This is a genomic window from Oryzomicrobium terrae (genome assembly GCF_008274805.1).
Lineage (GTDB): Bacteria > Pseudomonadota > Gammaproteobacteria > Burkholderiales > Rhodocyclaceae > Oryzomicrobium > Oryzomicrobium terrae.
On record NZ_CP022579.1, the window covers coordinates 1,416,070 to 1,441,969 of the forward strand.

26 protein-coding genes and 1 pseudogene are annotated in these 25,900 nt (G+C 60.8%); 18 read left to right on the top strand and 9 right to left on the bottom strand.

The window, feature by feature from the left end; genetic code table 11:
• Positions 1–61: 61 nt before the first annotated feature.
• Positions 62–946, top strand: a complete 885-nt coding sequence (locus tag OTERR_RS16140) for a Gp49 family protein (RefSeq protein WP_223116011.1) — start codon at positions 62–64, stop codon at positions 944–946.
• Complete coding sequence (locus OTERR_RS06590) at positions 943–1,221, top strand: hypothetical protein (protein ID WP_149425211.1); 279 nt, start codon at positions 943–945, stop codon at positions 1,219–1,221. Before OTERR_RS16140 ends, OTERR_RS06590 begins: the two co-directional genes overlap by 4 nt.
• A 32-nt stretch (positions 1,222–1,253) precedes the next feature.
• On the opposite strand, the gene OTERR_RS06595 is transcribed toward OTERR_RS06590, so the two are convergent.
• The 3 genes from OTERR_RS06595 to OTERR_RS06605 are packed head-to-tail and all read right to left on the bottom strand — an operon-like array spanning position 1,254 to position 2,136.
• Entirely contained in the window at positions 1,254–1,451 is a 198-nt protein-coding gene (locus OTERR_RS06595) for a hypothetical protein (RefSeq protein WP_149425212.1), read from the bottom strand.
• Positions 1,452–1,489: 38 nt separating this feature from the next.
• Positions 1,490–1,753, bottom strand: a complete 264-nt coding sequence (locus tag OTERR_RS06600) for a hypothetical protein (RefSeq protein ID WP_149425213.1) — start codon at positions 1,751–1,753, stop codon at positions 1,490–1,492.
• A 44-nt stretch (positions 1,754–1,797) separates the two neighbouring features.
• Positions 1,798–2,136: a hypothetical protein gene (locus OTERR_RS06605; RefSeq protein WP_149425214.1), complete on the bottom strand. Its 339-nt coding sequence runs from the start codon at positions 2,134–2,136 to the stop codon at positions 1,798–1,800.
• Positions 2,137–2,250: 114 nt separating this feature from the next.
• Here OTERR_RS06605 and OTERR_RS06610 point away from each other — a divergent pair, with 114 nt between their 5' ends.
• From OTERR_RS06610 to OTERR_RS15990, 4 genes are read left to right on the top strand one after another with little or no spacing between them, the layout of a single operon-like run.
• Positions 2,251–3,027, top strand: coding sequence for a hypothetical protein (locus tag OTERR_RS06610; RefSeq protein ID WP_223116012.1), 777 nt, complete (start codon positions 2,251–2,253; stop codon positions 3,025–3,027).
• Between the two features lie 3 nt (positions 3,028–3,030).
• Positions 3,031–4,656 carry a terminase gene (locus tag OTERR_RS06615; RefSeq protein ID WP_149425215.1) on the top strand — a complete coding sequence of 542 codons (1,626 nt, stop codon included), beginning with the start codon at positions 3,031–3,033 and terminating at the stop codon, positions 4,654–4,656.
• A complete protein-coding gene (locus OTERR_RS06620) occupies positions 4,653–6,965 on the top strand; it encodes a portal protein (RefSeq protein ID WP_223116013.1) in 2,313 nt (770 codons plus the stop codon). Before OTERR_RS06615 ends, OTERR_RS06620 begins: the two co-directional genes overlap by 4 nt.
• Positions 6,962–7,138 (top strand): hypothetical protein, encoded by a 177-nt coding sequence (locus tag OTERR_RS15990; protein ID WP_187775322.1) that lies wholly within the window; start codon positions 6,962–6,964, stop codon positions 7,136–7,138. Before OTERR_RS06620 ends, OTERR_RS15990 begins: the two co-directional genes overlap by 4 nt.
• 250 nt (positions 7,139–7,388) lie before the next feature.
• On the opposite strand, the gene OTERR_RS06625 is transcribed toward OTERR_RS15990, so the two are convergent.
• The 3 genes and pseudogenes from OTERR_RS06625 to OTERR_RS16325 all read right to left on the bottom strand — a co-directional run.
• The gene (locus OTERR_RS06625) at positions 7,389–7,871 is read right to left on the bottom strand and encodes a PIN domain-containing protein (RefSeq protein ID WP_149425216.1); all 483 of its coding nucleotides are present in this window, start codon (positions 7,869–7,871) and stop codon (positions 7,389–7,391) included.
• Positions 7,868–8,167 (bottom strand): hypothetical protein, encoded by a 300-nt coding sequence (locus OTERR_RS06630; RefSeq protein WP_149425217.1) that lies wholly within the window; start codon positions 8,165–8,167, stop codon positions 7,868–7,870. Before OTERR_RS06630 ends, OTERR_RS06625 begins: the two co-directional genes overlap by 4 nt.
• A gap of 316 nt (positions 8,168–8,483) precedes the next feature.
• Positions 8,484–8,612, bottom strand: a pseudogene (locus OTERR_RS16325) (exodeoxyribonuclease III); the annotation flags it as partial.
• A 167-nt stretch (positions 8,613–8,779) separates the two neighbouring features.
• On the opposite strand from OTERR_RS16325, the gene OTERR_RS06640 reads away from it, so the two are divergent.
• The 8 genes from OTERR_RS06640 to OTERR_RS06675 all read left to right on the top strand — a co-directional run bounded on the left by OTERR_RS06640 (position 8,780) and on the right by OTERR_RS06675 (position 17,942).
• Positions 8,780–9,850, top strand: a complete 1,071-nt coding sequence (locus tag OTERR_RS06640) for a hypothetical protein (protein WP_149425218.1) — start codon at positions 8,780–8,782, stop codon at positions 9,848–9,850.
• 16 nt (positions 9,851–9,866) lie between these two features.
• Entirely contained in the window at positions 9,867–11,159 is a 1,293-nt protein-coding gene (locus tag OTERR_RS06645; protein WP_149425219.1) for a phage capsid family protein, read from the top strand.
• Between the two features lie 80 nt (positions 11,160–11,239).
• Positions 11,240–11,716 carry a hypothetical protein gene (locus OTERR_RS06650; protein WP_149425220.1) on the top strand — a complete coding sequence of 159 codons (477 nt, stop codon included), beginning with the start codon at positions 11,240–11,242 and terminating at the stop codon, positions 11,714–11,716.
• A gap of 73 nt (positions 11,717–11,789) precedes the next feature.
• Positions 11,790–12,611, top strand: a complete 822-nt coding sequence (locus OTERR_RS06655) for a RyR domain-containing protein (RefSeq protein WP_149425221.1) — start codon at positions 11,790–11,792, stop codon at positions 12,609–12,611.
• Positions 12,608–13,276 (top strand): phage adaptor protein, encoded by a 669-nt coding sequence (locus OTERR_RS06660; RefSeq protein WP_149425222.1) that lies wholly within the window; start codon positions 12,608–12,610, stop codon positions 13,274–13,276. Before OTERR_RS06655 ends, OTERR_RS06660 begins: the two co-directional genes overlap by 4 nt.
• Positions 13,273–14,943 (top strand): hypothetical protein, encoded by a 1,671-nt coding sequence (locus tag OTERR_RS06665; protein WP_149425223.1) that lies wholly within the window; start codon positions 13,273–13,275, stop codon positions 14,941–14,943. The genes OTERR_RS06660 and OTERR_RS06665 overlap by 4 nt, the downstream gene beginning before the upstream one ends.
• Positions 14,943–16,883: a hypothetical protein gene (locus OTERR_RS06670; protein ID WP_149425224.1), complete on the top strand. Its 1,941-nt coding sequence runs from the start codon at positions 14,943–14,945 to the stop codon at positions 16,881–16,883. Before OTERR_RS06665 ends, OTERR_RS06670 begins: the two co-directional genes overlap by 1 nt.
• A gap of 9 nt (positions 16,884–16,892) precedes the next feature.
• Positions 16,893–17,942 carry a hypothetical protein gene (locus OTERR_RS06675; protein WP_149425225.1) on the top strand — a complete coding sequence of 350 codons (1,050 nt, stop codon included), beginning with the start codon at positions 16,893–16,895 and terminating at the stop codon, positions 17,940–17,942.
• A gap of 1,016 nt (positions 17,943–18,958) precedes the next feature.
• On the opposite strand, the gene OTERR_RS06685 is transcribed toward OTERR_RS06675, so the two are convergent.
• Entirely contained in the window at positions 18,959–20,533 is a 1,575-nt protein-coding gene (locus OTERR_RS06685) for a hypothetical protein (RefSeq protein WP_149425226.1), read from the bottom strand.
• A gap of 231 nt (positions 20,534–20,764) precedes the next feature.
• On the opposite strand from OTERR_RS06685, the gene OTERR_RS06690 reads away from it, so the two are divergent.
• From OTERR_RS06690 to OTERR_RS06700, 3 genes are all read left to right on the top strand, one after another.
• Entirely contained in the window at positions 20,765–21,259 is a 495-nt protein-coding gene (locus OTERR_RS06690) for a thermonuclease family protein (RefSeq protein ID WP_149425227.1), read from the top strand.
• A gap of 66 nt (positions 21,260–21,325) precedes the next feature.
• Positions 21,326–22,321: a ParB N-terminal domain-containing protein gene (locus OTERR_RS06695; RefSeq protein ID WP_223116014.1), complete on the top strand. Its 996-nt coding sequence runs from the start codon at positions 21,326–21,328 to the stop codon at positions 22,319–22,321.
• Between the two features lie 87 nt (positions 22,322–22,408).
• On the top strand, positions 22,409–23,329 hold the full coding sequence (locus tag OTERR_RS06700; RefSeq protein WP_149425228.1) for a hypothetical protein: 921 nt from the start codon (positions 22,409–22,411) through the stop codon (positions 23,327–23,329).
• Here the strand turns inward: OTERR_RS06700 and OTERR_RS06705 are convergent.
• Positions 23,326–24,312 (bottom strand): DNA cytosine methyltransferase, encoded by a 987-nt coding sequence (locus OTERR_RS06705; protein WP_342780116.1) that lies wholly within the window; start codon positions 24,310–24,312, stop codon positions 23,326–23,328. The genes OTERR_RS06700 and OTERR_RS06705 overlap by 4 nt on opposite strands.
• Before the next feature lie 248 nt (positions 24,313–24,560).
• Here OTERR_RS06705 and OTERR_RS06710 point away from each other — a divergent pair, with 248 nt between their 5' ends.
• Complete coding sequence (locus OTERR_RS06710; RefSeq protein ID WP_149425230.1) at positions 24,561–24,923, top strand: hypothetical protein; 363 nt, start codon at positions 24,561–24,563, stop codon at positions 24,921–24,923.
• Between the two features lies 1 nt (position 24,924).
• On the opposite strand, the gene OTERR_RS06715 is transcribed toward OTERR_RS06710, so the two are convergent.
• Positions 24,925–25,596 carry an NYN domain-containing protein gene (locus OTERR_RS06715; RefSeq protein ID WP_149425231.1) on the bottom strand — a complete coding sequence of 224 codons (672 nt, stop codon included), beginning with the start codon at positions 25,594–25,596 and terminating at the stop codon, positions 24,925–24,927.
• Positions 25,597–25,900 lie beyond the last annotated feature (304 nt).

Here is a 25,900-nt window from a genome sequence, read left to right on the forward strand (position 1 = left end):
GGCCAGCCGGCCCCGGGCACCCTGCACCACAAGACCGGTAGTTTCTACCAGGGAAAACCCCATGAACGACCAAGCAATCGAGCAGGAAATCCAGGCCAAGGGCCTGACCGCGCCGCGCATCACGCCGGAGGACATCGAGACGAACATCGCCAGCGAGCACTACTTCACGGCAGCGGATGGGGCGAGGATGTCCACGCATGGAAACCACCCCATCTATAACCTGGACACCGGAAGCCTTGGACTTTTGACCTTCTGCGTCCTGGTGCTGAAGAACGGCTTCACCGTCACCGGCGAGTCGGCCTGTGCCAGCCCGGATAACTTCGACGCTGAGATGGGTCGCAAGATCGCCCGCGAGAACGCCATCAACAAGGTGTGGTCGCTGATGGGCTACGCGCTTAAGGATCGGCTCGCCAACGCGCTGCCCACCGGCCCGGTCCTACACACCCCGAGCGGTGCCGTGTTCGACGAGGTGATCGCTGCCGTCGAGCTGGCCGATATTGTCGCGCTCACGCCGAAGCCCAGCCAAGGCGCCACCGACGGCCGCAGCCACTCGCCGGAGGGCATCGTACAGGGGCGGACATACGCGCCCGAGGCCATTGAGGCCATGGAGAAGTTGCTGCAGCAGCCCATGCCGCTGGTTCTGGCCGAGCCCGAACTGTCGGCCGCCGCCCAGGACGTGCTGGACGAGCGCCGGCGGCAGATCGAGGACGAAGGCTGGCCGCCGGAGGATGACGACCGCTACATCAAGCGGGAGCTATCCGCTGCCGCCGAGTGCTACGTTGGGGCCGCCAGCGCACGCGATGAATGTCCGGCGATTTGGCCTTGGGCCCGTGAGTGGTGGAAGCCGAGCGATTACCGCCGCAACCTGGTTAAGGCTGGAGCCCTGATCCTGGCCGAGATTGAGCGCCTGGACCGCGCAGAGGCCAAGAAGGGCGGTGCTGCATGAAAACCATCGCTCTCCTGTTCACCTGGGTTCCCCTAATCTTGGTTTTCAACCCGCGCACCAGCGCCGACGTGGATTACATATTCGGCACCATGCTGCTGCTCTGGCTGGCGGTGGAATTCTGCACTGACGCGTACCGCGAGGCTTGCTCGATCAGCTTTGATGCAATCCGCGCGGAGCACGAACAGCGCTACGAGCGCGCCATGGCGGTGAATGACTTCGACGCGGCCATGGAGAGCATCATGGCCCATCGGCTCTTCATTACGCGTGGGGGTTAAGGACTGAACACAGGAAAGACCCGGGGCGAAGGCTACAGCTTCATTCCGGTTTTCACCTTCGGCGGAGGAGGCGTGACATCCTCAGTATTGATGCATCCGAACTTCTCGGCGCAATCATTGGGCTCCCCGCCTTTTTCGACACAACGGCGAAAAGAGATTGCGTCTTCGGTGGTGTCGAAGTGGTAGATGAAGTTGCCAACCTGAACAGCAGTATCGGAAACGAAATGCATTGGGGTGCCTATTGGTCGTTGGAACGCAGTAGGTAATGCTACCCGAATAGCCCTGCAATCAGATCCTGCTCAAACGCATAGTTCCAGGAAGTCCCATTCCCGGCGGCGTAATTCCGGTGGGCCCCGGTTCCCGTCCGGGTGACCAGAACCTGGCGATCGACAGGCCCCACGCCCGGGCCTTCCGGGAATTTCTCATGCACCTGAATTACAAAATCGGTGGGTTTGAGATCACGCTTTGCACATGCAGAGATGAAATCCTCCTGCTCATCGTCTTTAAGGGAATCGAAATCGCTTGTAGACATGGTGCTTCCTCCAGAAGAAGAGAAACGCCCGGCACTCGGTAGTGTTATGAGTCCGAGGAGAGATCACCGATACGAGCAAAAAGCTCATTTACGGAGATAAGCGGGAAATTGTCAGGTTCCGGAGTGCGACCACGTTCTGCCGGAGCAAGGCCCATGCGGAAACCAAGCTGCATCGCCTCCTGGAAAGATCCGGAACGGATGTTCTCAAGCATCTGGCTAAGGGTCCACGATTCCCAGGAATCGGGTGCTCGACCATCGATATTGAACTGAGCCGTAAGCTGGCTTGCAAGTTGCAAAGCTTTAGATCTGAACGTTTCCTGCGACCAAGTGGAAAACTCAGGAATCTGGTAGCAGGGCAAAGAAATGATGTCGGAGAAAGGCATTTTCGACCCCGGGCAAAATCAAAATTCTACCTTTATGGCATGAATCAAGTCGAAAATGGGGCCGACACCCTCTAGGGTTCGACTATCTCGGCCCCTGCCGCAAGACTTCCGGGCATGGAACAGAAGCCCGGGGCGAAGAAGCCCACCACCACGTCTCCCGTAGCGCCATCAAAAGGTGCGCTGGCTGCTACTGCCTCGCCTGACTGGGAACGCATTGAACTGGACTACCGGGCAGGCATCAAGACGCTGCGCCAGATAGCCAGTGAGCACGGCATCACCCACGGTGCCGTCAATAAGCGGGCAAAGGCCAATGGGTGGGAGCGTGACCTGTCCGCCAAGATTCAGCAGAAGGCGGATTCCCTGGTATCCAAGAGCCTGGTATCCAGCCCGGTATCCACGGAAACCAGAATTGCAGAACGCCAGGTTGTCGAAGCCAACGCCCAGGCTGTAGCCGACATCCGCCTCGCCCACCGCAAGGACATCCAGCGCACACGGACCATCACCATGTCCCTGCTTTGTGAGCTTGAGCAGCAGACGGGCAGCGATGCGGTTGCCTTACTGCAAGAGCTTGGGGTTCTGATGCGCGCCGAGGATAAGAACGGCCAGGACAAGCTGAACGACCTGTACCACAAGATCATCAGCCTCCCGGGCAGGGCCAAGACCATGAAGGACCTGGGCGAGTCGCTGCGGGTGCTGGTGGCCCTGGAGCGGCAGGCGTTCGGCCTGGACGACAAGGACAACGCCCAGGTAGATCCGCTCACGGCCCTGCTGCACGGCATCGCCAAGAGCAGCGGTAACGCTTTCCGGCCGATTGCTGACGATCCTGAGCACGGCGAGGCGCCGGCCGGCGGGTTCCAGCCAGTCGCTGACCCGGAAGAGGAAGAGGACTGACCCGTGGCCGGGCGCTACGAGCAGCCATTACTGCCGCTCCCCACGGATGCGGCCGAGCTTGCGCGCTGCCTGGCCGATCCTGAATGGCGCCTGTTCTCCGGGTGCCTGTACAAGATCATGGTCAAGGGTGACGACAAGATCGGCCCGGATGGCCAGATTGAGGAAGGCGACAGCTACGTGTTGCCCTTCCTACCCAACCGGGCGCAGCGGCGCTTTCTCAAGCGCCTGTGGCACCGAAACCTGATCCTCAAGGCTCGGCAGTTGGGTTTCACGACCCTGATCGCCGTTCTGTGGCTTGACCACGCCCTGTTCAACGCCGACCAGCGTTGCGGCATCATCGCCCAGGATCGGGACTCCGCGAAGGTGATCTTCCGCGACAAGGTGCGATTCGCCTACGAGAACCTGCCCGAGCAAATCAGGGAGCGGTTCCCGACCCGCGAAGAGAACGCCGATGAACTGGTGTTCGCGCACAACAACTCCAGCATCCGCGTGGCCACGTCCATGCGCTCCGGCACGATCCACCGGCTGCACGTCTCCGAATTCGGCAAGATTTGCGCGAAGTTCCCTGACAAGGCCCATGAAGTGGTGACCGGCTCGATCCCGGCTGTGCCCACCAACGGCATTCTGGTGATCGAGTCCACCGCCGAGGGCCGCGAGGGCGAATTCTTCAAGATGGTGCAGATCGCTGAGGCGAACCACGCCAGCCGCAAGAAGCTGACGCCCCGGGATTACCGCATCCACTTCTACGCCTGGTGGCAAGAGCCGAAGTATCGGCTGGACTCTCGTACTGTCCCCATCAGCCAAGAGGAGCATGCCTACTTCGACATGGTGGAGGTGGTGGCCAAGGCCAGCATGGGCCTGGACATCAAGATAGACCCGGACCAGCGGGCCTGGTACGTGGCCACCAAGCGAGCCGACTTCTCCGGCGCCGAAGAGAAGATGTGGCAGGAGTACCCCAGCTTCCCCGCCGAGGCCTTCCAGATCAGCACGGAGGGAAACTGGTACGCGAAGGACATGATCGCCCTGCGTAAGCGCGGCGGTGTAGGCCGGGTGCCAGCCCTGGATCTGCCGGTGAACACCTTTTGGGACATCGGAAACTCGGACGGCTGCGCCATCTGGTTCCACCAGGAAATGCGCGGCGAGGACCGCTTCATTGGCTACTACGAGGCTCACGGCGAGGACCTGCGCCACTACGTGGCCGAGCTGCGCGCCAAAGGCTACGTGTTCGGCACGCACTTCCTGCCGCACGACGCCGCCCACAAGCGCCTATCCGACTTCAACAGGAGCACCCAGGAGATGCTCCAGGACTTGCTGCCCGGGGAGCACTTCGTGATCGTGCCGCTCATCACCGAGTTGGTTACCGGCATCCAGCAGGTACGAAAGCACATGAAGAGCGCTTTTCTGGATGAGACGGCATGCGCGAAGGGTATTCAGCGCCTGGAGGGGTACCGGAAGCGCTTCAACCGGGCCGACAACCGGTTCACCAACCAGCCAGACAAGGCCAACGGATGCAGTGAGGGCGCAGACGCCTTCCGCCAGTGGGCTCAGGCCAAGGAGCTGGGCATGCTGGATTCGGTCACCCGCAAGACAACCTACGAGGAAGCGCCGCCGCCCGATTGGCGCACGTGAGGACCACGACTATGGACGACATCTACACCATCCCCTCCGGTGACCAGGCCTTGAGCCAGGTCGAGTACATGGAGATCCACAAGGAAATCGAGCAGCAGCCGACCTGGCGCCGTGTCGCGGACAAGGAAATGGACTACGCCGACGGCAACCAGCTGGACAGCGAGCTCCTGCTCAAGCAGAAGGAATTGGGCATCCCGCCGGCCGTCGAGGACCTGATCGGCCCGGCGCTGCTCTCCATCCAGGGATACGAGGCCACGATCCGCACGGACTGGCGCGTGACGCCGAACGGACAGCCCGGTGGTCAGGACGTGGCCGACGCCCTGAACTTCAAGCTCAACCAAGCCGAGCGGGAGAGCAAAGCCGACAGTGCGTGCAGCAAAGCCTTTCGTGGGCAGATCGGCTGCGGTATTGGCTGGGTGGAGGTATCGAAGGAGTCGGACCCGTTCAATTACCCCTATCGGTGCTTGGCCATTCACCGGAACGAGATCCATTGGGACATGAAGGCCAAGAAGGCGGACCTGTCCGACGCCCGGTGGCTGCGCCGCCAGCTCTGGCTGACGAAGGAGCGCATCGCCCTGACGTTCCCCGAGCATGCCGAGATGGTGATGATGTGCGGCACACATGGTCCGCTGTGGTGGGCCGACCGGACCCTGAGCATCGACGGCGGCGTGAGCACGGGCCTACAGAACGCATGGAACGACTTCCGGGCCTGGACGATGCAGGAGGACCGCTGGTTCAACCCCTACACGAAGGAGCTGTGTGTCGCCGAGGTGTGGTACCGGCGCTGGGTGCGCGTGCCGATTATCAGGACGCCAGATGGCCGGGTGGTGGAGTTCGACGAGAACAACATGGCCCACAACGTGGCCGTGGCCAGCGGCATGGCCCGGGTGGAGCACGCCACGGTGACCCGGGTTCGCCGGTCTTACTGGCTGGGGCCGACCATGCTCCACGATGGCCCGACGCCCTACAGCCATCGCCACTTCCCCTACGTCCCCTTCTTTGGCTTCCGCGAGGACAACACCGCCGTTCCCTATGGCTACGTGCGCGGGATGAAGTACGCCCAGGACAGCCTGAACAGCGGGAACTCCAAGCTGCGGTGGGGGATGAGCGTTAGTCGGGTGGAGCGCACCAAGGGAGCCGTGGATATGACCGACGCCCAGTTGCGCCGCCAGGTCGCTCGGCCCGATGCGGACATCGTGCTCAACGCCGAAGCCATGGCGAAGCCCGGCGCCCGGTTTGAGGTGAAGCGCGACTATCAACTCACGGACCAGCATTACCAGATGCTGAACGATAACCGGGCCACCATCGAGCGGGTGTCGAACATCACCTCGGGATTCATGGGGCGCAAGGGCAATGCCGCGTCCGGGGTGCAGGAACAGACCCAGGTGGAGCAGAGCAACCAGAGCCTGGCCCACATCATGGATCACTTCCGTCAGGCGCGAACCCAGGTTGGAGAGCTACTGCTTGCGATGATCGTGGCCGATATGGGAACGGAGCGGCATGAGATTGTGATCGAGGGCGACGCCGTTACCGCAGACCGCACGGTGGTGATCAATGGCCCTGAGAAGGATCCGGAGACAGGCATCGCCTACCTGTCCAATGACCTGCAGCGCACCCGGCTCAAGGTCGCTCTGGACGACGTGCCCAGCACCAACAGCTACCGTGGCCAGCAGCTGAACGCCATGAGCGAAGCGGTGAAGTCGATGCCCCAGCAGTACCAGGCTGCCATCCTGCCGTTCCTGGTATCCCTCATGGACGTGCCGTTCAAGCGCGACGTGGTGGAGGCCATCCGCAAGGTGGACCAGCAGCAGACCCCCGAACAGATCAAGCAGCAGATCGACCAGGCGGTTCAGGAAGCCCTGGCCAAGGCCGGCAACGACATCAAGCTGCGCGAACTGGAGCTGAAAGAGCGGAGAGCCGACAGCGAGATCAGGGGGCTGGATGCCAAGGCCGTGCAGATCGGGGTCCAGGCGGCCTACAGCGCAATGCAGGCCGGAGCCCAAATCGCGCAGATGCCCATGATCGCCCCGGTGGCCGATGCGGTCATGCAGGGCGCCGGCTACCAGCGCCCGGCCGGTGGGCAGGACCCGAATTTCCCGGTAGCCTCGCAAACCGCCGCCATGAACATCAAGAGCCCCTACCTCCAGGGCCAGGACCCTGCCGCCGAGGAAGCAGCAGAAGCCGGCGCCCAGGTCCGCGAGAACACGCACCCGGCCTATCCGCCCGTGCCGCGTGACTCGGCCACCGGTGAGAGGGGAATCGAGACGGCGCGCACCAGCGACAACCTTCCGACCGAGGCACCACAATGACCGACATCGACCCACGCGAGGCCTGCAAGCCCCTGGGATACCCACGAACCCTGTCCGAAGAGGATTACCAGCGCGCCGTGGCCGCGCTGGCCGACCGCGAAGGCCTGACCAACGCCCAGCGCAAGCGCGCCCGGGAATGGCTCGACCGGCAGCGGAACCCCACGAGCGGGTGAATCAACGTCATCCAGCAGAGCAAGAGACGACCCATTGCGGTCGGTCGTGATGTCGAGTTGACCGCCCGAAATCAGACGCTCTGAGCTAAATCAGGCGAGCGACAGGCCGTACCTCTGCTGCCCTTGATGCGTGCCGCTCGGAGTCACCGAGTGGACGAGGACGCCGTCCGCTCGTCGTCGAAATGTGGTCGCTTAGCGCAATGGCCTCAGGGCGCGCTCGGCACCGAGAGTTCGCTAGGACACATGGACCTCACCTTGAGAGCGAGCTGACTGGAAGGTAAGGGATTACGTTTTCCCCACCAACTTTATAAAGCGGCCCGAGCATTCTTTTGTCATTTGTAAGAACGTCAAATTTCTCCGAAAGCTGGATGATTGAGCCATCGGTCAGGCCGAAATCAATGTAGAAGTCGTTCTCACAGTCCTTAGCGATCGACGAATCGACTTGCTTGAGCATAGAAAAAACCTCCTTGGCAATACCATATGCCTTGACGCCGGCCTCTCCATGCAAGTCAATTAAATTCGAAACTTCGGCAGCAATATAGGGAGTGATCCAAACCTCATCATATAAATCAAAGATTTTCCATAGTTTGTCGTAGTCCTTAAGAGAATACGATCCCAAGCGCTTCGATTTGGCGATGTACTTACCCTCTTCAACGGCGCCGATTATCATGACAAGCCAAAGGTTGGTGTCAATCAATAATCGCTGACATTCCCGACGTTTGGCCTTCGTCATTCTTTGTAGGCTCTGAATCCGCGGAAGGCGAAAGTGTTTTTATCAACCAGGAACACTTTGTACTCTCGTCGTGAAGTCATCATTGCCGCAAGCAAGCCTAGGGTTTCCTTCTTGCTGCGCTGGGAAAGCTCAAGTGGACTTTGACCGGAAATATAATAGCTAAGGGTTACTTCGTAGTCTTTACCCGAAATGACTACGCCCTCCAACTTCAAATCGGATAGCCCGGGCAACAGTTCCCTGGCACTTTCCTCAGCAACTTGAATTGCTTTTCCGAAACCTGCTGCTGCAACGCTCATATGTCGGCTCCATCCGTGTAAGTGGCTTTTAGATAAGGACGAGTGTAAACCAGACCCGGAGCATGGCGAAGTTGTGGGCGAGAGTTCCGACTTCGACTGCCGGAGACTAGTCCATTCAACCGAATCTCGCTGATGGGCCGGTATCTGAACTCGCACGCTTACTGTGATCGTTACGGCTGGGGTCGGCGACGGGCGTCACACTCTGGCTGACACTGAGCGTTCGGGCTTCCCCATGTGCGAGAAGCGACAACAGCTTCCCAGCCTCCCAGAGATCGCTTCTGGCCGAGAGGTGACCTATGCCTAGATCGACAATTACTCACAAGCCCCGATCGTAATCGACCGTCAACAGTGCGTGATCGCTGAATCTCTGATCTTTGAACACGCTCGCTTGTAACGCTTTAGCGGCAATACCACCCGAGGCGATCTGGTAGTCGATAAGCGCACCAGCAACACCCTAGGCCCTACAGGTTCCCCCCTGTAGGGTTTCTTTTTTCGCCCCCCTGAATCCCACACTGCAACGCAAGCCAAGCGCGACGGCGCCAGGCGATGCGCGGAGCAATCCGCTTGCTGATGACCCCAGCGGCCACGGCGATATGTGGCGGGACAACAGGCATGACGATCACCAACCAACAAAACGAGTTCATCCAGTCGCATGACGGCGTAATGACCCCGGAACTGGCGGCCCAACTCCTTGAGATGGGCATGCAGGGCGATACCGGCGCACCGTCGCCGGAAAGCGTGGCGCAGCCCGGCGCCGCGGCCGAAGCAGGGACACAAGCCAACAGCGACACGGCCCAACCGAACGCATCGAACAGCGAATCTACGGCCCCCGGCCAGCAAGCGCCCGCCACTACCGGCGCGCCGGAGCTGACCCCGGATAACACCGTGATTCTCGCCAAGGACGGCAAGCACACCATCGACTTCGAGAAGTTGGTGGAAGCCCGCCAGGCGGCACAGGACTGGAGAGCCAAAGCGGAAGCGGCACAGGCCCAGCTTGCAGATTTGCAGGCACTGGCCCAGCAGCGCGCCGAGGCCGGTCAGGCGCCGACCCAGGTCGACAACCAGGTCGCAGCGGCCCAGGCCGCAATTGATCAGGGGTTCGATCCGGCCATCTTCGGGGATTTCTCCGAGGAATCGCTGGCGAATGGCATCCAGACGCTGGTTGCCCAGCAGGTCGCAGCCCATGTGGGAAAGGCCCTTGAGCCGATCCAGAGCAAGCAGGCACAGGACGCCACCCAAGCCCACATCGAAGCGATTTACGCCAAGCACCCCGATGCCGAGTCACTGGTGGAAAGCCAGGAGCTGGCCAAGTGGATTGGTGACCAGCCGTCCTTTGTCGCCGATGCCTGCAAGGCAGTGCTCGAAAAGGGCACCGCCCAGCAGGTCATCGAGTTGTTCGACCGCTTCAAACAGGCCACGGGCGCAACTCAAGCGGCCCCGGCACAAACGCCCCCGGCACAGATGCCTACCCCGGAGGACGTGAAAGCCGCGGCCAAGGCCGCCATCAACAGCGCCCCTAGCAAGGTGCCCGCCAGCCTCTCGGATTTTCCGGGCGGCAGGCCCTCGGCGATGACGCTGGACGAACAGCTGGCGGGGATGACTGGACCGGGAATGCTCGATGCCATAGTCGGCGCGAATATGACCCCGGAGCAGATCGAGCGCTACCTGAACCGCAATATTTAATTGAGAGGAACGCAGCATGACTGCCGCCAAGACTTACGCCGCCTATGGCGATAAGACCAATATGGTCCAACAGGCCGTTGGCCTGTTCGCTACCCACATGCAGCGCAACTCGGTGCTCAACCGCCTGACCGGCAAGATGCCGGCCGGCACCGCCGGCGCCGAGGCCACGCTGCGCAAGCAGACCACCCAGCACATGCCCATCGTCCGCTGCCAGGACTTGAGCAAGGGCAAGGGCGACGAGGTGACCTTCCACCTGCTGAACCCCATCGGCGCCAAGCCCATCATGGGCTCGAAGTACGCCGAAGGCCGTGGCACTGGCATGTCGATCACCCAGGACCGCCTGCACGTCAATCAGGCCCGCTTCCCGCTGGACCTGGGAGACGCCATGAGCTCCATCCGCAGTCCGGTGGAGTTCCGCAAGCTGGGGCGCCCTGCTGCGCAGGATCTGATGGACCGCTATGTTGACCAGACCCTGCTGGTGCACATGGCCGGTGACCGCGGATTTCACAACAACATCGAGTGGGTTGTTCCGACCGCGGCTGACCCCGATTTTGCCGAGATCATGGTGAACCGCGTCAAAGCGCCGACCCGCAACCGGCATTTCGTCGCTGACGGCTCCGGTGTGGGGAAAGTGGTGGACAACGCTGGGGAACTGGATATCACGTCCTCCGACTTCTTCAAGATGGACACGGTGGATTCCATGCGGACGGTTCTCGATCAGATCCCGCTCCCCCCGCCCATCGTGCAGTTCGAGGGTGACAAGGCCGCCACGGATTCGCCTCTGCGCGTGTGGCTGTTGTCCCCGGCCCAGTACAACAAGTTCGCCGCCGATCCGGCATTCCGCCAGTTCCAGGCGTCTGCCATGGCCCGGGCCAACCAGGCCAACCAGCATCCCCTGTTCCTGGGCGAGGCCGGTCTGTGGAACGGGTTCCTGCTGATCAAGATGCCCAAGCCCATCCGCTTTTACGCCGGTGATCCGATCAACTATTGCCCCAACCTGGATAACGAAACGGAATCCCAGGTTCGGGTGCCGGCCAGCTTCACGGACAAGTTCGCAATCGACCGCTCGATCATCCTTGGCGGCCAGGCGATTGCCGAAGCGCTGGCGGCGTCCGACAAGTCGGGCATTCCCTTCTTCTGGTCCGAGAAGGAACTGGACCACGGCGATAAGGTGGAGCTGCTGATCGGCTCTATCCGGGGCGTGTCGAAGGTCCGCTTTGAAGTGGATACGGGCATGGGCAAGGAAATCACCGATTACGGCGTCACCGTGCTGGATACCACGGTACCCATCATCGGCGCCCGCAATTAAGAGAAGGGGCCGGTTCATTCCGGCCCCTGCGCTATCTCGCTGACCCCCCCCCGAATTCGAAGTCTTTCTAGGAGGCCAACATGGCTACCGTCAAAGTGAATCAGTACCAGAGCCGCCAGTTCGGCGGCTTCTCCCCCTTCGGCAACGTCACCTCCCTGAGCTTTGCCCTGGCGACTGCCGCCAACGGCGGCGCGCTCAACGCCGACAATGCCACCCCCCTGGCTGTTGGCACCGTGGTGGAGCTTGGGTTGCTTCCCCCGGGCATGCGCCTGGAGGACGCCAGTTTGTTCGTCACCACGCCCATGACCGCCAGCGTGACCGGATCCCTGGGCTTCAAGTACGCCGACGGCGTGGACGATGCCGGCGTGCCGCAGGATGCGTCCTACTTCGGCGCCGGGATCGACCTGGCCGCCGCCGGACGCAAGCGCGCCACCGGTTCCAAGCTGGTGGTTCTGCCGAAGGCGGCCACCCTGACCCTGACCATTGCCGGCGCGGCCAACGCCAAGGCCAGCGACATCAAGGCCCTGGTCACCGGCGAGCTGACCGGCGCTCGCTAACCGGCGCCTCACCGACAGATAGGCCGGCCTCGGTCGGCCTATCCCTTCATACCCAATACCGGAGCTGGAGCCCATGAAACGCGCACTGATCGCCGCGATCGCCCACACCATCAACGCCGCCTACTGCGCTTCCCTGGGCGACGCCTCCCAACCCACCTGGGACGATGCGCCCGAGTGGCAGAAGAATTCCGCCCTGGCCGGCGTGGACATGCACATCGCCAACCCCGACGCTACGCCCGAGCAGTCCCATGAATCCTGGCTGGCTCAGAAGTTGGCCGATGGCTGGCAGTACGGGCCCGAGAAGGACCCGGAGAAGAAACTGCACCCCTGCTGCGTTCCCTATGCTGACCTGCCGGTCGAGCAGAAGACCAAGGACTACCTGTTCCGCGCCACCGTCCATGCGCTCAAGGACATCCCGGACGCCGACGAGGCGGTGGCCCAAGCCCTGACCAAGCTCCCCATGGTGACCGGAACCGTCAAGGCTCAAGGCGAGCCCGACGGCTTGGACGCCGTGCGCTATATCGGCAAGCGCGACGAGTGGTTCGATCGTGTTTACAACTCCGGCTTGGTTTTCTTTCCCCGGCAGGTACGGCGTATCCCGCCCGAACTGGCTCGGAAACTTCTCAAGCACTCCGACCTGTTTGAGCCTGCAGGAGACGGGGAGGACTCTGGCGACACCGCCCAGGTGCTGGCCCAGGCCAAGGGCGAGCAGACCCAGAAATCCCGAGAGCTGGAAGAAATCCAGGCCCTTTACGACCAGGTGGATCGCATGGACAAGGCGGCCCTGGTCGAGTTCGCCAAGGTGAACTACCGTCAGGACCTGGATAAGCGCAAGAGCGCTGGGGCTCTGCAAACCCAGGTCAAGCAGATGATCGATCAATTCGGTGTCGTATGACCCTGGCCGAGCTGATCGCCCGCTACCGGCTTGAGGCTAAGGACCAGGTGGCCCCGTTCTTCGTCAGCGATGACGAGGTGCGGGGCTTCCTGAACGAGGCCCAGCGGGAGGCGTGCATCCGCGCCCGGCTGATCCACGAGAACAGCAACACCAGCGTGTGCAACATCTCGGTCAGCGTAGGAAAGGGCACGTACAAGCACCACCCGGCGCTGTACGAGATCACCCATAGCGGCTTCAAGTTGGCCGGTGAACCGGTGCGGCGGCCTGTTTCCCTGGTGTCCTCCGAATGGCTGGACGCCAATGTGCGTGACTGGCGCGACGCTTCCGGGACGCCCATCTACGCCATCCAGAAGGACCGAGCGTTGCGCCTGGTGCCGACGCCTAGCGCGCCCGGAACGTTGCTGTTGGAGGGATTCCGCACCCAGCTGGACGACCTGGAGGCCAAGGACGACGAGCCCGAGATCAACGCCATCCACCACCTGCACCTGGTTCAGTGGGTGCTGTTCCGGGCATTCAGCATTCCCGATGCCGATATCTTCGACGGGAAGCGCGCCGCCGTGGCCGAGTCGGCCTTTACGGACTATTTCGGCCTACGCCCGGATGCGGACTTGCGGCGCAGCACCCGGGAGGATGTCCCGCAGCACGTACAAGGGTTCTGGGTGTGATCGACCCCATCAAGCTCGGCCCCTTCAAGGGCATCAACAACCGCCTGCCGGCAACGCAACTCGTGGGCGAGGAGGGGGCGTTCTTGGCAGATGCGGTGAACGTGGATATCACGGCCGCCGGTACGCTGAAACGCCGGGCCGGGTTTGGCCTGATAACCCCTCTGCCCGGGGCGCATTCCCTTTGGGGCGATGAGCAAGCCGCATTCGTGGCGGACGCGGACACCCTACACCGGATCGACCCGCTGACCCTGGCGCTGACCCCGTTGTTCACCGGGCTGGCCAGCGCTCGATTGTCCTACGCCCGCATCAACGACGACGTGGTGTGGACGGACGGGGACCGGGTGCGGCGCGTCACCGCGGCCGGGCAGGATCGGGCCAACTGGCTTGATGCCCCCTCGACAGCACCCGTCCCCCTTCGGGTTCCTGGTGGTGGAAGCATCCCGGCTGGGCAATACCGCTTCATGGTGGCCTGGGCCGAGGCCGACGGCGCCGAATCCCCGGGCACCTACCCTGTAGCCCTTGATGTTCAGGCCGGAGACGCCATCCAGCTCACCGGCCTGAGCACCGTTGCCCCGCCCGAGGCAGCAGTGCTCAACATCTTCATGACCGAACCGAACGGCGCCCAGTTCTACTTGGCTGCCTCGCTGCTGGTCTCCGTGCTGATGCCGGTCTTCGAACTGCGCGACTTGCCGGCGCTCTCCCGGGCGCCTACCTCCTGGCAACGCGCTACGCTGCCTGGCGGACAGATCATCCGTGGGTACAACGGTCGGGTGCTGGTGGCCCGGGGGGCCATGCTCTACTACACCGAGCCCTACCACCGTGGCCTGCTCGACCCGACCAAGGGCTACATCCCGTTCGACGCGGACATCACGCTCATGGAACCCTGCCAAAACGGGGTCTACGTGGCGGCCGGCGACACCACATGGTGGCTGCAGGGGGCCGATATCGCCCAGGCAGAGATGATGCCGGTATTGCCCTACGGGGCCGTGCTAGGCACTGGCTGCACCATGCCGAACAGCAACGACGTGTGGTGGTACTCGCCCAGGGGCATGGTGATCGGATCCCAGGACGGCCTCGCCAAGAACGTGCAGGAGGCCAACGTGATTACGGGTGGCGCCGGCTATGGGGCGTCAGTGGTGCGGGAGCAGGGCGGAATGCGGACCCTGATCACCTCCGTGTTCGATAGCGCTGCGGCTGTCGGCGGAGATCCCGTCACGACCTGGGCCTTTGCGCTGGAGACGGGAGCGACCGCCAGGTACGACAAATTCCGCTTGAACAGCTTCGCCAATATCCTCGGGAAGTGCTACGGGGCCACCGGTGACGGGGTCCACCTGCTGGAGGGCGATACCGACGCAGGGGCCGCCATCGAGGCGGTGGTGGACTTCGGGTCTTCCGACTTCGGCACATCTCGGCTCAAGAGCCTTGCCACGGCGTATCTGGGGGTACAGGCCACCGGTGACGTGGCGTTGCGGATCACGGTCAACGGAGCAGACCAGTACACCTACAAGACCCGGCGCACCGATGCCTTTACCCGAAGCCAGCGGGTCGATACTGGGCGCGGCCTACGGGCCAATTACCTGAAATTCGAACTGATCAACCCGGGCGGCGCAGATTTCGAACTGGATCGGCTGGAGCTGACGGCCATCCCGTTGTCGCGGAGGATCTGATGTCCTGGGACGACCTGTTTCCATCCCGATTCGGGGGGATCAACAAGGCCGAAGAGCGGTCGATGCTTGCGCCGATCGACACAACCGGGTTCAGGACGATTCAGCGAATCAACGCCGACGGCTCCACAACCCTGATTAAGACGCGGGGCGGGGCGATCAGCATCGTCCACGAGCGCATCGAGGCGGCCGTCGAAAGCATGCTGTGCTTCTTCTACTCCTGGGCCCTGTATTTGGGAGGCAACTACTCACCCACGCCGCAGGCTCCGACTTCGACCAGATCGAGCACGGTTAAACGGCTTGTGGTGGCAGATGGCGTCCTGGATTTCTGGCAGTCGAAAACAACCAGTATTACCGGTGTTGAGCGAGCCAAGTACGCCAAGGTGATCACCTATGAAGGCCAGGACGTGGCGGAAATGTGGCACCCCGGGGGGAGAGACAACAATTTCTATTTTCCCGGAATTCTGGATGGTGGCACCTTCTATGCGGGTACTACCATGCACGGGAAGATCAGCAGCCGGCTTTCGAATGTGAGCGGGCTGGATATCGTTACCGATGACGGGAGCACCTTCGCATTCCCGAATCTCCAGCACATCTCGCTGCCCTACACCTACTTGGCCAAGCTCTCCAAGGATGGGCAGGCGCTGCCGGCCCCTGGGACCGTGCCAGGCCGCTCCGTGAAGCCCTATGCTGTCCTGTTCGGCGAAATGCGGTCGTATGACCTCCCATCTGGTCTTCGGCTCAACAACACGCAGCCATATGAAGCGGAAGACGGTGAGCGGTTCAGCATTACCGTTAATGCCTATACCGGGACAACCGACCTAAGTTCCGTGACCAGTGGGGCGATCTCACTCAACATCCGGGCCGAAAGGACGCGGCCGAGGGCGAATTACCCGGAAGGGGAGGGAATCCTCAACGTTTCCTTGCCCTTCTCGCGCTGGACCGACTCCCTTAATCGGTACTGCACCTGGCATGTGACCTCGTCCCCTGACGGCAAGAAGGCGTGCGTCATCCTCTTCGGGATACCCACCAATCCAATGCCGGGTCCATCCCTGGACGTGCGCATGTCCCAGGAGGCCTTTGGAATCTGGGAGGTGACCTTTGCCGGAGGATCACGAACGGAACTCCCAACAGCCACGGTGAGAACGGTTTCCTCTGCCGCCGATTACTCCGATACGAAAAGTTGGGCGCCTGGGCTCTGCATTGGGTACTACGCCAACACCTGGTTGCCCAGCGCGTATTGGGATACGAACTACAACGCCTATGTTTCGTTGATGTGGACGGGGGGAGGAGGTGTGCGGCAGCCGGATGGAAGCTACCGATACAAGGCCGGCTACGTGTCGCCAGTAACCCCCAAGCAGATCCTGCTCGATGTTGGGCAACGCACCAGGCGCTATCCCGTTTTTGCCGGGTACGACGCCGCCAACAACCTACAGGTCATGACCTGCGAGTTGATCGATGCCGTTGAAGGAGACTCGACGCAGACAACGAATTTCGACCAAGACCATACGTGCGAGTGGGTGGTATCGGCTGCCGGGGCCACGACCTGGATTAAGCGCCTCCCGGACCTGAGCTGGACCGTCAATTACGAGCGACGGGCATCGCGCACGATTCGCATCCTGAGAAACAACGAGAAGGTTGCTGAGCATGTTGATAGGTGGGGGGAGGTGGCCACAACCTGGTGGACCGCCACGAGCCTTGGTTACGGCTGGGTCCTGCACGAGAACGAAGGCGTGGTTTGGGCAAACGAGCCAACCACAAAGCCCACCCTGATGGCCAGCAACAACGTAGTGCTGCTTGCCCACCGGGATGTGGTGACCCTGAATGGCCATCTTGTCTCCCTGCCTGCCGAACCGGCACGCGACAAAAAGAATCGCTTCTGGGTGTCCTGGCACCCCGTCACCGACCAATACACCACGGTTCCCGGCGAGACGTGGTGCTAGGAGAGCTAAATGAGTACCTTGATTCCTACCGTTACCATCCCCCTGCCTGCGGGCATCGACGCCAACCCGGCCAGCGCCTTCACGTCGGGGGCCCTCAAGAGCGTCATCGAGACCGCCTGGAATTCCGGGTCCGTGGTCGGCAACGTCTACATGGACAAGATGGCCGCCATCAATGGCGCCGGCGGATACCTCGATACCGTAGGGACGCCCACGGTCTCTGCCGGGACGGTTGGGGCCCCGACCCTGAACGAGCCCGCGGTGAACATCCCGAGCACCGTGGACACCAGCGGAATCTATGGGGAGTACAAGACCCAATATCTGGAACTGGTAGCCCTGCTGTCCGATAAATACACGGCATTCCAGGCCAGCTATTTCCCCAACGACAGCGCCGACTACACGGCGGTGCAATCTTGGCTTGAGGCTGCGGTCGCAAACCCGAACGCCGGGGTACCCCTGGCCGTGCAGCAGCAGATGCTCGAAGACGACCGGGGCCGCATCCTGGCCGATGCCACCCGAGCGACCGAGGAGGTGCTGGGCAGCTTCGCCGCCAGGCGCTATCCGCTTCCCCCGGGAGCCGCCGCCACGGCCGTGCTGCAGATCCAGCAGAAAGCCCAGGATGGGATCGCCGAGAGCAGCCGGAAGATCGCCATCATGTCGGTCGAGCAGATGAAGTTCGCCGTTGAGAAGTTGCTCAACTGCCGGCAGATGGCCATGACCAGCGCCATGGAGTACATCAAGGCCCTGGCCTCAGGCCCTGACATGGCCGGCCGGCTGGTGAACATCGGCTACGACGCTCAATCCAAGCTGATCTCGTCCGCATCGCAGTTCTACAACAGCCGGATTTCCGCCCAGGAGCTGGCCGCCAAGGTCAGCCAATTCAACGTTTCCACCGGCCTGGAAGCGGCAGCAAAGAATCAGGCAGCAGAGCTGTCCTTGGTGGAGCAACGGATCAAGTCGCTGCTGTCCGAGGCCCAGGTTCTGGCAACGATCACCGCGAGCCTGTTCAACAACGTGCACGCCTCGGCGGGCACCGGCTACAACGCCAGCGTGGCCGCCTGATCGCTACGGGGGCCACAAAAAAGCCCGCACGGGGCGGGCTTCTTATCTCACCTTATCATTCGGCCTGTCGCCAGGATGATCAAGAAGATGAGGAGAAGGGTGTAGTTATCCATTGGGGCCTCCTTCCCACGCGCTGTAGGAAGGGGGGATGGGGATGACAACCGGTGGTGCATCAACAAAGTTCATGCGTGATCTTCCTCAGATAGGCGACCATTTTTCACTACGCTAGCAACTAGTATGTTGACTCTAGTGTCGTGAAACGTGGAGAATCGCCCTATAGAAAAACCAGCCAGGGTGTGCTTTGCGAGGGCCTCCCCTTAGCTGGGACTTTGAACGAACACTACGATCCCCATCACAGCGGAGCTGAGGTGGGGATTTTTTATTGCGAGTCGTAGTGTCAGTTCAGTGATGAATCTACTACATGTAGTGCATGCTGCCCAAGTCTTGACTAAATACAGGATTTTCTCGCTGTGAAGTCGATCCGGTTAAAGAGCATTGCCCCTGTTAGCTTTCGGGCTGTTCCCTCCGGAAAATGAGGCCAACGTCAGACGATTACGACGGAGTGATGTGGTAGATTTCATGCCTTCTGAGTACGGGGTAGGCATGAGCACCAAAATCTCACACACGTCCCTGCTGCTGCTCTTCGTTGCAGCCCCAGCAATGGCCGGCGGCAACTACGCCACCTGCCTCCTAGACAAGCTCCCAGGCGTAGCCAACGACGTGGCTGCAAACGCCATCGTGCAGACGTGCACTGCCAAGTTCCCAGGTGGGTTCCAGACCGTAGGCCTGGGCTCAGGACGGGGGGATTGGTTCGGGTTCAAGAGTGGCGCCGAGTGCACGGCGAAGAAAGCGGCCGACACCCGGAGTGAGCGGGCTGCACTCATGATCGGGGCAGCGTGCCGGCGACTGTACGAAGACCCCGCTTCACCAGGTGCGAAGGCAGTGACAGTGGACGAATTCTTGAAGGATGCTCCACCTACGCAGAAAAGGCCTAACTACTTTGACCAATTCGATGATCATCCTCGTAGGTGAAGTGATGATGCTCCATCGCCATATTTTTGATCAAATTCAGCTGCCAAACTTGGGTTCTTCTTGAGGGCTTCGATCGCTGCCGGCGGTGGGGGAGAACGCGAGAAATCTTTCCCTTGTTCAACGAACTTCCCCGTCTGATTGTTGAGCACCCGAGCCGGCCTGGTCACCAGCTGATTGCTGGTCGGATCAATCTCCTGGCCACCAGGTACCACGGTGAACCGGTTGGCGTGGTCCTGCTTCCCAGACAGGTCGCGGATCTGCTGCGCGATGGCAGCGCGTTCCTCCGGCGTTGTGGCGGCCTCGTACTTCTGGGAAAGGGCTTCCTGGCGTAGTGCGGCCCGGGTCTGGAATCCTTGTGCCGCTCTCTTGAGATCCAGTTCGTCGCGATGCAGGGCGTTGGTGGCATTGGCCTGGGAATAGCGAAGTGCCAATTCAGCATTGCGCACTTGCGCCGCGGCCGCTGTGGCATCTGTCTGGTTGAACGCCCCTTGGCCCTGGACCATGGCGTGCTGGAGGAAGCCGAGGCGATGGTCGAACCCGTGATTGCGCTCGGCCCGGGCGGCCAATCCGTTGGGGTCGCGGGCGGAGCGGTTCATGATGCTTTCCGTGCCGAAGTTGGCCCAGTCCTGGGCTTTCTTCAGTGCATCGTATTCGGCTTGGACGTTGAATGTCGCCGCCGGGCCATGGGTGGCACTAAACCCCCGTGCCCCGCCGCCGATCGCCGATTCACGAATGGCGTTCTGTTGTGCCCGGGCCTCGTTGTCGGCGCGCATGTTGAACCCGCTCCCAACGACCGGAGCACCAAGCCCAGGGCCGGAGGCTGCCGGCATGCCAGGCGCCGGCGCATCGCCCGGGGTGCCCTGGGGGATGGACGGGGCCGGCTGGGTGCCCAAAGTCTGAGTCTGCCAAGGCTTTGCCCCAAGCCCTTTCATCTGCTCAACGGCTTGGCCCGGGTCCGTGTTGGTATATAGCGGAGAGGATCCGCCGGTGACCTTGGTGATGCCTCCGCCCATATCACGCGCTTTGAACCCGTCGGGAAGGGCAAGGGCGCTCGGGGGGGCGCTGGGGGAAGGCGCAGTGGGCAAGCTGGCCGACGGGGAGGCAGTGGATGGCGCGGAGGCAGCAGCCGGTGCGCTGCCCCCCACAGGCGCAGAGGGGGCCGAAGTCTCACCCGAGGTATCCAGGCCTTCCCGAGATTTCGCAAGGGCATTATCGGCGCGGCCGGATGGGGTCATCTCATTGAACAGATCACCCAGGGACTTGGGGGTCGGGACATCGCGTTCGGAAGGAAGCAGGGAGCCCGGGTTGCTCCCGCGGAGCGTTACCCCGCCGTCGGCGAAGAACATGCCGGGCTTGAAGCCAGCGGCTACGCCTTGGGTGGTGGGAGTATGGGTTGCATCCTTCAGCTTGGTGAGCGCCTTAACCCCAGCGGCATAGACCTCTTCCGGGGGAAACTGGTACTCTCCGTTGCTGAGATGCACAGGTACGCCGGGCTTGAAACCTCGGCCCAGTTCGGCCAGGGTCTCCTCGCCGAGTTGCTTCGTGGAGTCGGCAGGCATGATGAAGCTGCCTTCCGGGACCACGGCCTTGATGGAGTCTGACGTACCGGAGCCCGGGCCACGGATGGGACCGCCACGAAGAACGGGGAAGCCGAGGCCGGGGCCCGTAACTCCACCATCAGCAAATTTTTTGCACCCAGGCTTGATCCCACGCATGATGCTACCTCACAGAATGGTTTGCCCCATTCTGGGCAGCCAAGGCTTGCAGGGGAAACACTACAAGGGGTCTTGATGCGGCTTGTTCCGTTTCATCCGGCAGCGTTGGCTTTCGGTATGTTCGCGGTGATGCCCTTGTGCGCTAATGCTGGCATTTTCTGCCGTATAGTTGGAGTCACCGACGGGGATACCCTCACAGCCCTGTGCCTAGGCGATGAACGCGTAAAGGTCCGCCTTGCTGAAATTGATGCCCCCGAGAAGAAGCAGCCTTTCGGCGCCCGGGCGAAGGAGTCGCTCTCTGACATGTGTTTCGGCAAGGATGCCGAGATCGTCCCACAGGCCAAGGACCGCTACGGGCGCACCGTGGCCCGGGTGATCTGCGCCGGCGTGGATGCGAACGTCGTGCAGGTCCGCAGGGGGATGGCATGGGTCTATGACCGGTATGTCACTGATCGGTCGTTGTATCAGGTGCAGGACGAGGCTCGGGGCGCCCGGGCGGGGCTGTGGGCAGAGCCTGATCCTGTGCGGCCGTGGGAGTGGCGGAAGGCTCTTCGATCAAGAAGACGCTAGCGATCTATACATCATCACGCCGGGTAAAATTGCTCACAATTTCGATCAGGCCCATTGGAACTTATGATGACCAAGCCACCTGTTGTTAAGCGGATAGCGTCAAAGGAACTTTCCTTTGATCCCCAGAACCCTCGTTTTTATCGGCTTAGCCAAAATCCCAGTGACGAAGATGTCATCGAAGAGATGCTTGATGACGAAGGAGTTCAGGATCTAATTGCTTCGATTGGTCAAAAGGGCTATTTCGAAGGCGAGCCCCTGCTGGTGACCCGCGAACATGGAATTCTCATTGTAGTTGAAGGCAACCGTCGCCTGGCTGCTGTCAAGCTGCTCAACAGAGAACTAGAACCACCTCCCCGTCGCAAAACAAGTGTCGAACAACTGCGCGATGAAGCCGAAGTAGTGCCACCAACCGTACTTCCATGCATCGAATACCCTACGCGCCGAGATGTGATGCGCTACTTGGGTTATCGGCACATCACTGGCATTAAAGAGTGGGATTCACTATCGAAAGCCAAGTACTTGGCGAGTATTCGTCAAGAGTTCTACGCAGACCTCGATCACTCCACTCAATTGAAGTCCCTAGCGAAGGACATTGGCAGCCGATCTGATTATGTCGGCCAGCTACTGACAGCACTGGGGCTTTATATCGCCGCCGATAATCAAAATTTTTTCCATCTCCCAATGACGGCGAAGGATGTCGAGTTTTCGTACCTGACCACTGCGCTCAACTATCGAAAGATTACCGACTGGCTCGGGCTTGAAGGTAGGACCGACATCGACATGCCGGACCTCAAAATAGATAACCTGAAACGAGTCTTCAGCTGGATGTTCCCACGTGATCAGCAGGGAAGGACGATCGTCGGCGAGTCTCGGAACATCGATAAACTGTCCGAAATCGTCAGCAGCGATGCAGCCATTGAGATTCTTGAAAAAACTTCTAGGCTGAGCGAGGCCTATCTATACAGCGAAGGCCCTCAGCAAGCCCTCATTACTGCATTTACCCAAGCCCAGGAGCGCATATCCAAACGATATGGAACATGCTCCCCACAACCAATCCATTAACCATGCAGCACCTCGAACTGTCCGAAAAGCTTGCTGACGACACAAGAATGATCAGGGGTTACTTGCGCGATAAGCTGGAGGACTGAAATGCTGCTGGCCATGGAAACTCCACCGTCAGCGGCAGATCCCCTTTTCTGGGCAGACTTTGTGGAGCTGCATGCATTGGTTCATCCGGACCACTGCTATTCGCGAGGCGACCTTTCTACCCTGCTCCGACGAAACCGCGACACGGCGATCAACCGTACAGCTGATGAGGAAACCCGGTGGCGCGACATTGCAATTTTTGCCGCGACGCGTTCCAGCGAGTTCGGCGCAGCCTACCCTTACAGGGTTTCAGATGATGGCGACACGCTGGAGTTAATTGCTGACCTAACGGCAGAGAATGAGGCCTACCTGAAGTTACTGCTCGCATCGCTAATGCGTCACGCGCCGCGAAATCGGCGTGCAGAACTTGGCCGATTCTTTGAGCAAGCATGTCATTTAGTTTTCTGCAAGCTGATGCCAACTGGAAGCACGGTCTACCCAACCTGGGCGAGTGGGGGAGAAGCTGCGCACTACCAGGGCACGCTTTTCGAGAAAATGACAAAGCTGGCAAGCGATATTCGCTGCACTGCCAACTTCAAGGAACGAGACTTCAAAGCAAACGATACGGGAGACGGAGGAATCGACATCGTGGCCTGGCATCCCATGGCCGACGTCCGCGACGGAATGCCGATGGCCTTTGCCCAATGCGGTTGCTCAAAGGAGGATTGGTCGTTTAAGCATCTTGAGGCATCACCTTCCAAGCATTTCCGGCACTTCCCGGTGATGCACCGCTGGGCAACCTATTACTTTATGCCGCTAGACTTGCGCCATGCAGATGGTGACTGGGCCTATAAATCCGATATAGGCGAGGCGATCATTGTCGACCGTCTTCGTCTGCTCAGACTCTCGACGCAGTATGACCTGCTTGACGACTTCCCTGAGCTCCCACTTCTGGACGATATTAGAGCCCTTGCCGCAGCTTAGTCCCACACCGCGGGAAGCGCCCGAGCTACTGCCTCGAACAGCGGTGGAGGGACGGCGTTCCCGGCAACCTTATAGCGCATGTCTAGGCTGCTGCGCTCGGTGTCCGGGAATATAAAGTTACGAGCAAAGCCTTGTAGCCGTGCCGCCTCACGGTAGCTAAATCGCCGAGCCGGGGCGTCCGTCTCAAATCGCCAAACGTTATGTTCCAGCTTTTTGAGCGGCGGGCTCATCGGGTGAAGGGGCATGTGCCGAGGGTTGGCCACAATCGTTTTTGAAGCCTCACCCCAGTCACGGCGCCGGTCTCGGCTCAGATAGTACCAATGGAAGTCGCGAGCATAGAACTCACCTTCCGGCCATTCGGGCAGGTCACCGATGGCGTCGCGAATGGTGAGATGGGCCGCTCCACGCCCTTCCCCATGGGTAGGCTCTGGAAACTCATATTCCACCCCTAGATCATCACGCAAGCCAACGATGAAGATACGCTTGCGCTCTTGGGCCACGCCGTAATCGACGGCATTCAGCACCTGCGCCTTGACACGGTATCCCGCTTCCTGAAACACCTTGAACTGATCTTGCAGGAGATGCGCAAAATTCTTGCGCACCATGCCCGAGACGTTTTCGACAATGAAGGCCTTGGGTCGAATGGCCCGCAAGGCTCTGGCAAATTCCAGATACAGGGTATTAATTTTGCGCGACGGGTCCCGCAACCCGCCTTGGCTAAACCCCTGGCAGGGGTAGCACCCTACTAACAACTCCGCTGCGGGGAAGGCCTCGACCTTGGTCACGTCTTTGACTTGGTAATCCGTTTCAGGGTGATTGGCGAGGTACACGTCTCGAGCATAGGGAAGGAGGTCATTAGCCATCACAACTTCAAAACCAGCAGCTATCACCCCTGCGTCAGACCCTCCACACCCGGAAAACAACGATACAACTCTTGTCATAGCCCATCTCCTCTGTGGCGCGAATTGTAATGGAGCCGCCATGAACGGTCATCCACCGGCCTGTCAGCCAAGGCAATTCAGCCCGCCCTGAGCGGCTTTTTGCGCTCATCCAGAAAAAATGATCGGTAAAAAACCGCGGTTTAACTACGCGAATTCTGTGCGCTAGTCGCACATCCTTGCCCCCACTTACCAATAACGCGGGGCTTCCCATGCGCACCATCCTGTTCATCACACTCTTTCTCACCCTGACTCTTACCCCATGCCCGGCCTGGTGATCCGGCCAAGGGGAGGTGCTGGGGCGGGAGGATGCCCAGGGCCGGGCCGCCGGCGCCGAGCGCATCCGTCAGGCCTATGACCGGTCCGCCGAGGTTGCGGCGGTGGCGGCCTGTACGGTGTTCGAGGCCCTGCTTCGGGGTGACGACGCCAGCCGCCAAGGCCGGTGGCGGTTCGGCCTGGGGATGCCTGATCGGGAGGGGAGCGCTAAGCCCTGGGCCATGACCATCGGCAACCGGGATATGGTCGTCTCGATGGAAGAGCTTCCGCGCCGGCTGCTGGAGCCCAACGGGATGATGCCCAGCAACAAGGAACTGGCCTCGGCCTGTAACCAGCGCCTGGCCCAGCGGATGGCCTACGGGGCCAGCAGGGCGACTTGATTTAGGCAGGGAGGCCAGCCGGCAGCGCAGACTGCTGGCTGGCCCTAGGAAGGGCTGGGTTGATGTCGATGACAACGTCGGCATGCTCGTACATGCCTTCGCGGATTCCATGACCAAGAGGCACAAGGAACAACTGGGCTCCCTCACGTCGCGCAAACTTCATAGCGGGGATGAAGTCGCTATCACCCGTGACGAGCACGATCACCTTGATGTGGTGCTTGAGGGTAAGCGCCGCAATATCAAGGCCGATCCGCATATCAACCCCCTTTTGCTCAATATTTGGGCGCAGGTTGTCGCTGGTGATCGAAACTTCAGGGGCGTCTACCTTGAGGGCCTGTGAGCCAATGTCCCAGCCTCGGAACGCCAACTCGCCAAGCCGTAGGGAAAAGAAGGGTATGCGGGCCAACTCTGTAAAAAGCTGCCGGCTTCGCTGGACGATAGCCTGAGCACCAAAGTTCAACTTTCCGCCCTGCAACGGTTTATCAACAGCCTCGGTCAGTGGCGATGCGTCGTAGTAGTAGACGCGGTGAAGCTGGTGGTCCCTTAAATATGGAGAAGCGCAGACCTGATCTACCAATCGCACCAAGTCTGATGCCTTCATTGGCTCGGCGCGAGAGCCCAACTTGCGCTTGACGAAGCCACCGTCGATCAGGATGGAGAACGAGGTGTGCATGTGCGGGGGGAAAGGTAGGGGGGATGGCGTCGGGCAGGCGGGGACGAATCCCACTTGGATGGTAGCCCGCCGTCGGCCAGTCTTCTATGTGCGCCCATTGTAGTAGTACTTCAAGCCTTTGATCAAATTTGATCAAAGGCTGAGACGATTGGCACGAGGTGCGTTCATTCCGGTAGTCGCGCCTTCCCCCTGTAGGGTGTGCTTCCTCCCTCATTCCTCTAGAGACTGGCCGCCTTGTGGCAGGGATTCTTGGGGAAAAGGATGGCTAACTACTTTGATCGGTTCGAAGCCGACAGGGAGCAGA

What these genes read in the sequence shown, in the direction of transcription:
- OTERR_RS06690 (WP_149425227.1), top strand. Translation starts at nt 20,765, where the DNA reads ATGCGGCTTGTTCCGTTTCATCCGGCAGCGTTGGCTTTCGGTATGTTC.
- OTERR_RS06660 (WP_149425222.1), top strand. Translation starts at nt 12,608, where the DNA reads ATGACCCTGGCCGAGCTGATCGCCCGCTACCGGCTTGAGGCTAAGGAC.
- OTERR_RS06685 (WP_149425226.1), bottom strand. Translation starts at nt 20,533, where the DNA reads ATGCCTGCCGACTCCACGAAGCAACTCGGCGAGGAGACCCTGGCCGAA.
- OTERR_RS06695 (WP_223116014.1), top strand. Translation starts at nt 21,326, where the DNA reads ATGACCAAGCCACCTGTTGTTAAGCGGATAGCGTCAAAGGAACTTTCC.
- OTERR_RS06655 (WP_149425221.1), top strand. Translation starts at nt 11,790, where the DNA reads ATGAAACGCGCACTGATCGCCGCGATCGCCCACACCATCAACGCCGCC.
- OTERR_RS06640 (WP_149425218.1), top strand. Translation starts at nt 8,780, where the DNA reads ATGACGATCACCAACCAACAAAACGAGTTCATCCAGTCGCATGACGGC.
- OTERR_RS06610 (WP_223116012.1), top strand. Translation starts at nt 2,251, where the DNA reads ATGGAACAGAAGCCCGGGGCGAAGAAGCCCACCACCACGTCTCCCGTA.
- OTERR_RS06625 (WP_149425216.1), bottom strand. Translation starts at nt 7,871, where the DNA reads ATGACGAAGGCCAAACGTCGGGAATGTCAGCGATTATTGATTGACACC.
- OTERR_RS16140 (WP_223116011.1), top strand. Translation starts at nt 62, where the DNA reads ATGAACGACCAAGCAATCGAGCAGGAAATCCAGGCCAAGGGCCTGACC.
- OTERR_RS06595 (WP_149425212.1), bottom strand. Translation starts at nt 1,451, where the DNA reads ATGCATTTCGTTTCCGATACTGCTGTTCAGGTTGGCAACTTCATCTAC.
- OTERR_RS06675 (WP_149425225.1), top strand. Translation starts at nt 16,893, where the DNA reads ATGAGTACCTTGATTCCTACCGTTACCATCCCCCTGCCTGCGGGCATC.
- OTERR_RS06645 (WP_149425219.1), top strand. Translation starts at nt 9,867, where the DNA reads ATGACTGCCGCCAAGACTTACGCCGCCTATGGCGATAAGACCAATATG.
- OTERR_RS06590 (WP_149425211.1), top strand. Translation starts at nt 943, where the DNA reads ATGAAAACCATCGCTCTCCTGTTCACCTGGGTTCCCCTAATCTTGGTT.
- OTERR_RS15990 (WP_187775322.1), top strand. Translation starts at nt 6,962, where the DNA reads ATGACCGACATCGACCCACGCGAGGCCTGCAAGCCCCTGGGATACCCA.
- OTERR_RS06705 (WP_342780116.1), bottom strand. Translation starts at nt 24,312, where the DNA reads ATGGCGGCTCCATTACAATTCGCGCCACAGAGGAGATGGGCTATGACA.
- OTERR_RS06630 (WP_149425217.1), bottom strand. Translation starts at nt 8,167, where the DNA reads ATGAGCGTTGCAGCAGCAGGTTTCGGAAAAGCAATTCAAGTTGCTGAG.
- OTERR_RS06670 (WP_149425224.1), top strand. Translation starts at nt 14,943, where the DNA reads ATGTCCTGGGACGACCTGTTTCCATCCCGATTCGGGGGGATCAACAAG.
- OTERR_RS06605 (WP_149425214.1), bottom strand. Translation starts at nt 2,136, where the DNA reads ATGCCTTTCTCCGACATCATTTCTTTGCCCTGCTACCAGATTCCTGAG.
- OTERR_RS06715 (WP_149425231.1), bottom strand. Translation starts at nt 25,596, where the DNA reads ATGCACACCTCGTTCTCCATCCTGATCGACGGTGGCTTCGTCAAGCGC.
- OTERR_RS06650 (WP_149425220.1), top strand. Translation starts at nt 11,240, where the DNA reads ATGGCTACCGTCAAAGTGAATCAGTACCAGAGCCGCCAGTTCGGCGGC.
- OTERR_RS06700 (WP_149425228.1), top strand. Translation starts at nt 22,409, where the DNA reads ATGCTGCTGGCCATGGAAACTCCACCGTCAGCGGCAGATCCCCTTTTC.
- OTERR_RS06600 (WP_149425213.1), bottom strand. Translation starts at nt 1,753, where the DNA reads ATGTCTACAAGCGATTTCGATTCCCTTAAAGACGATGAGCAGGAGGAT.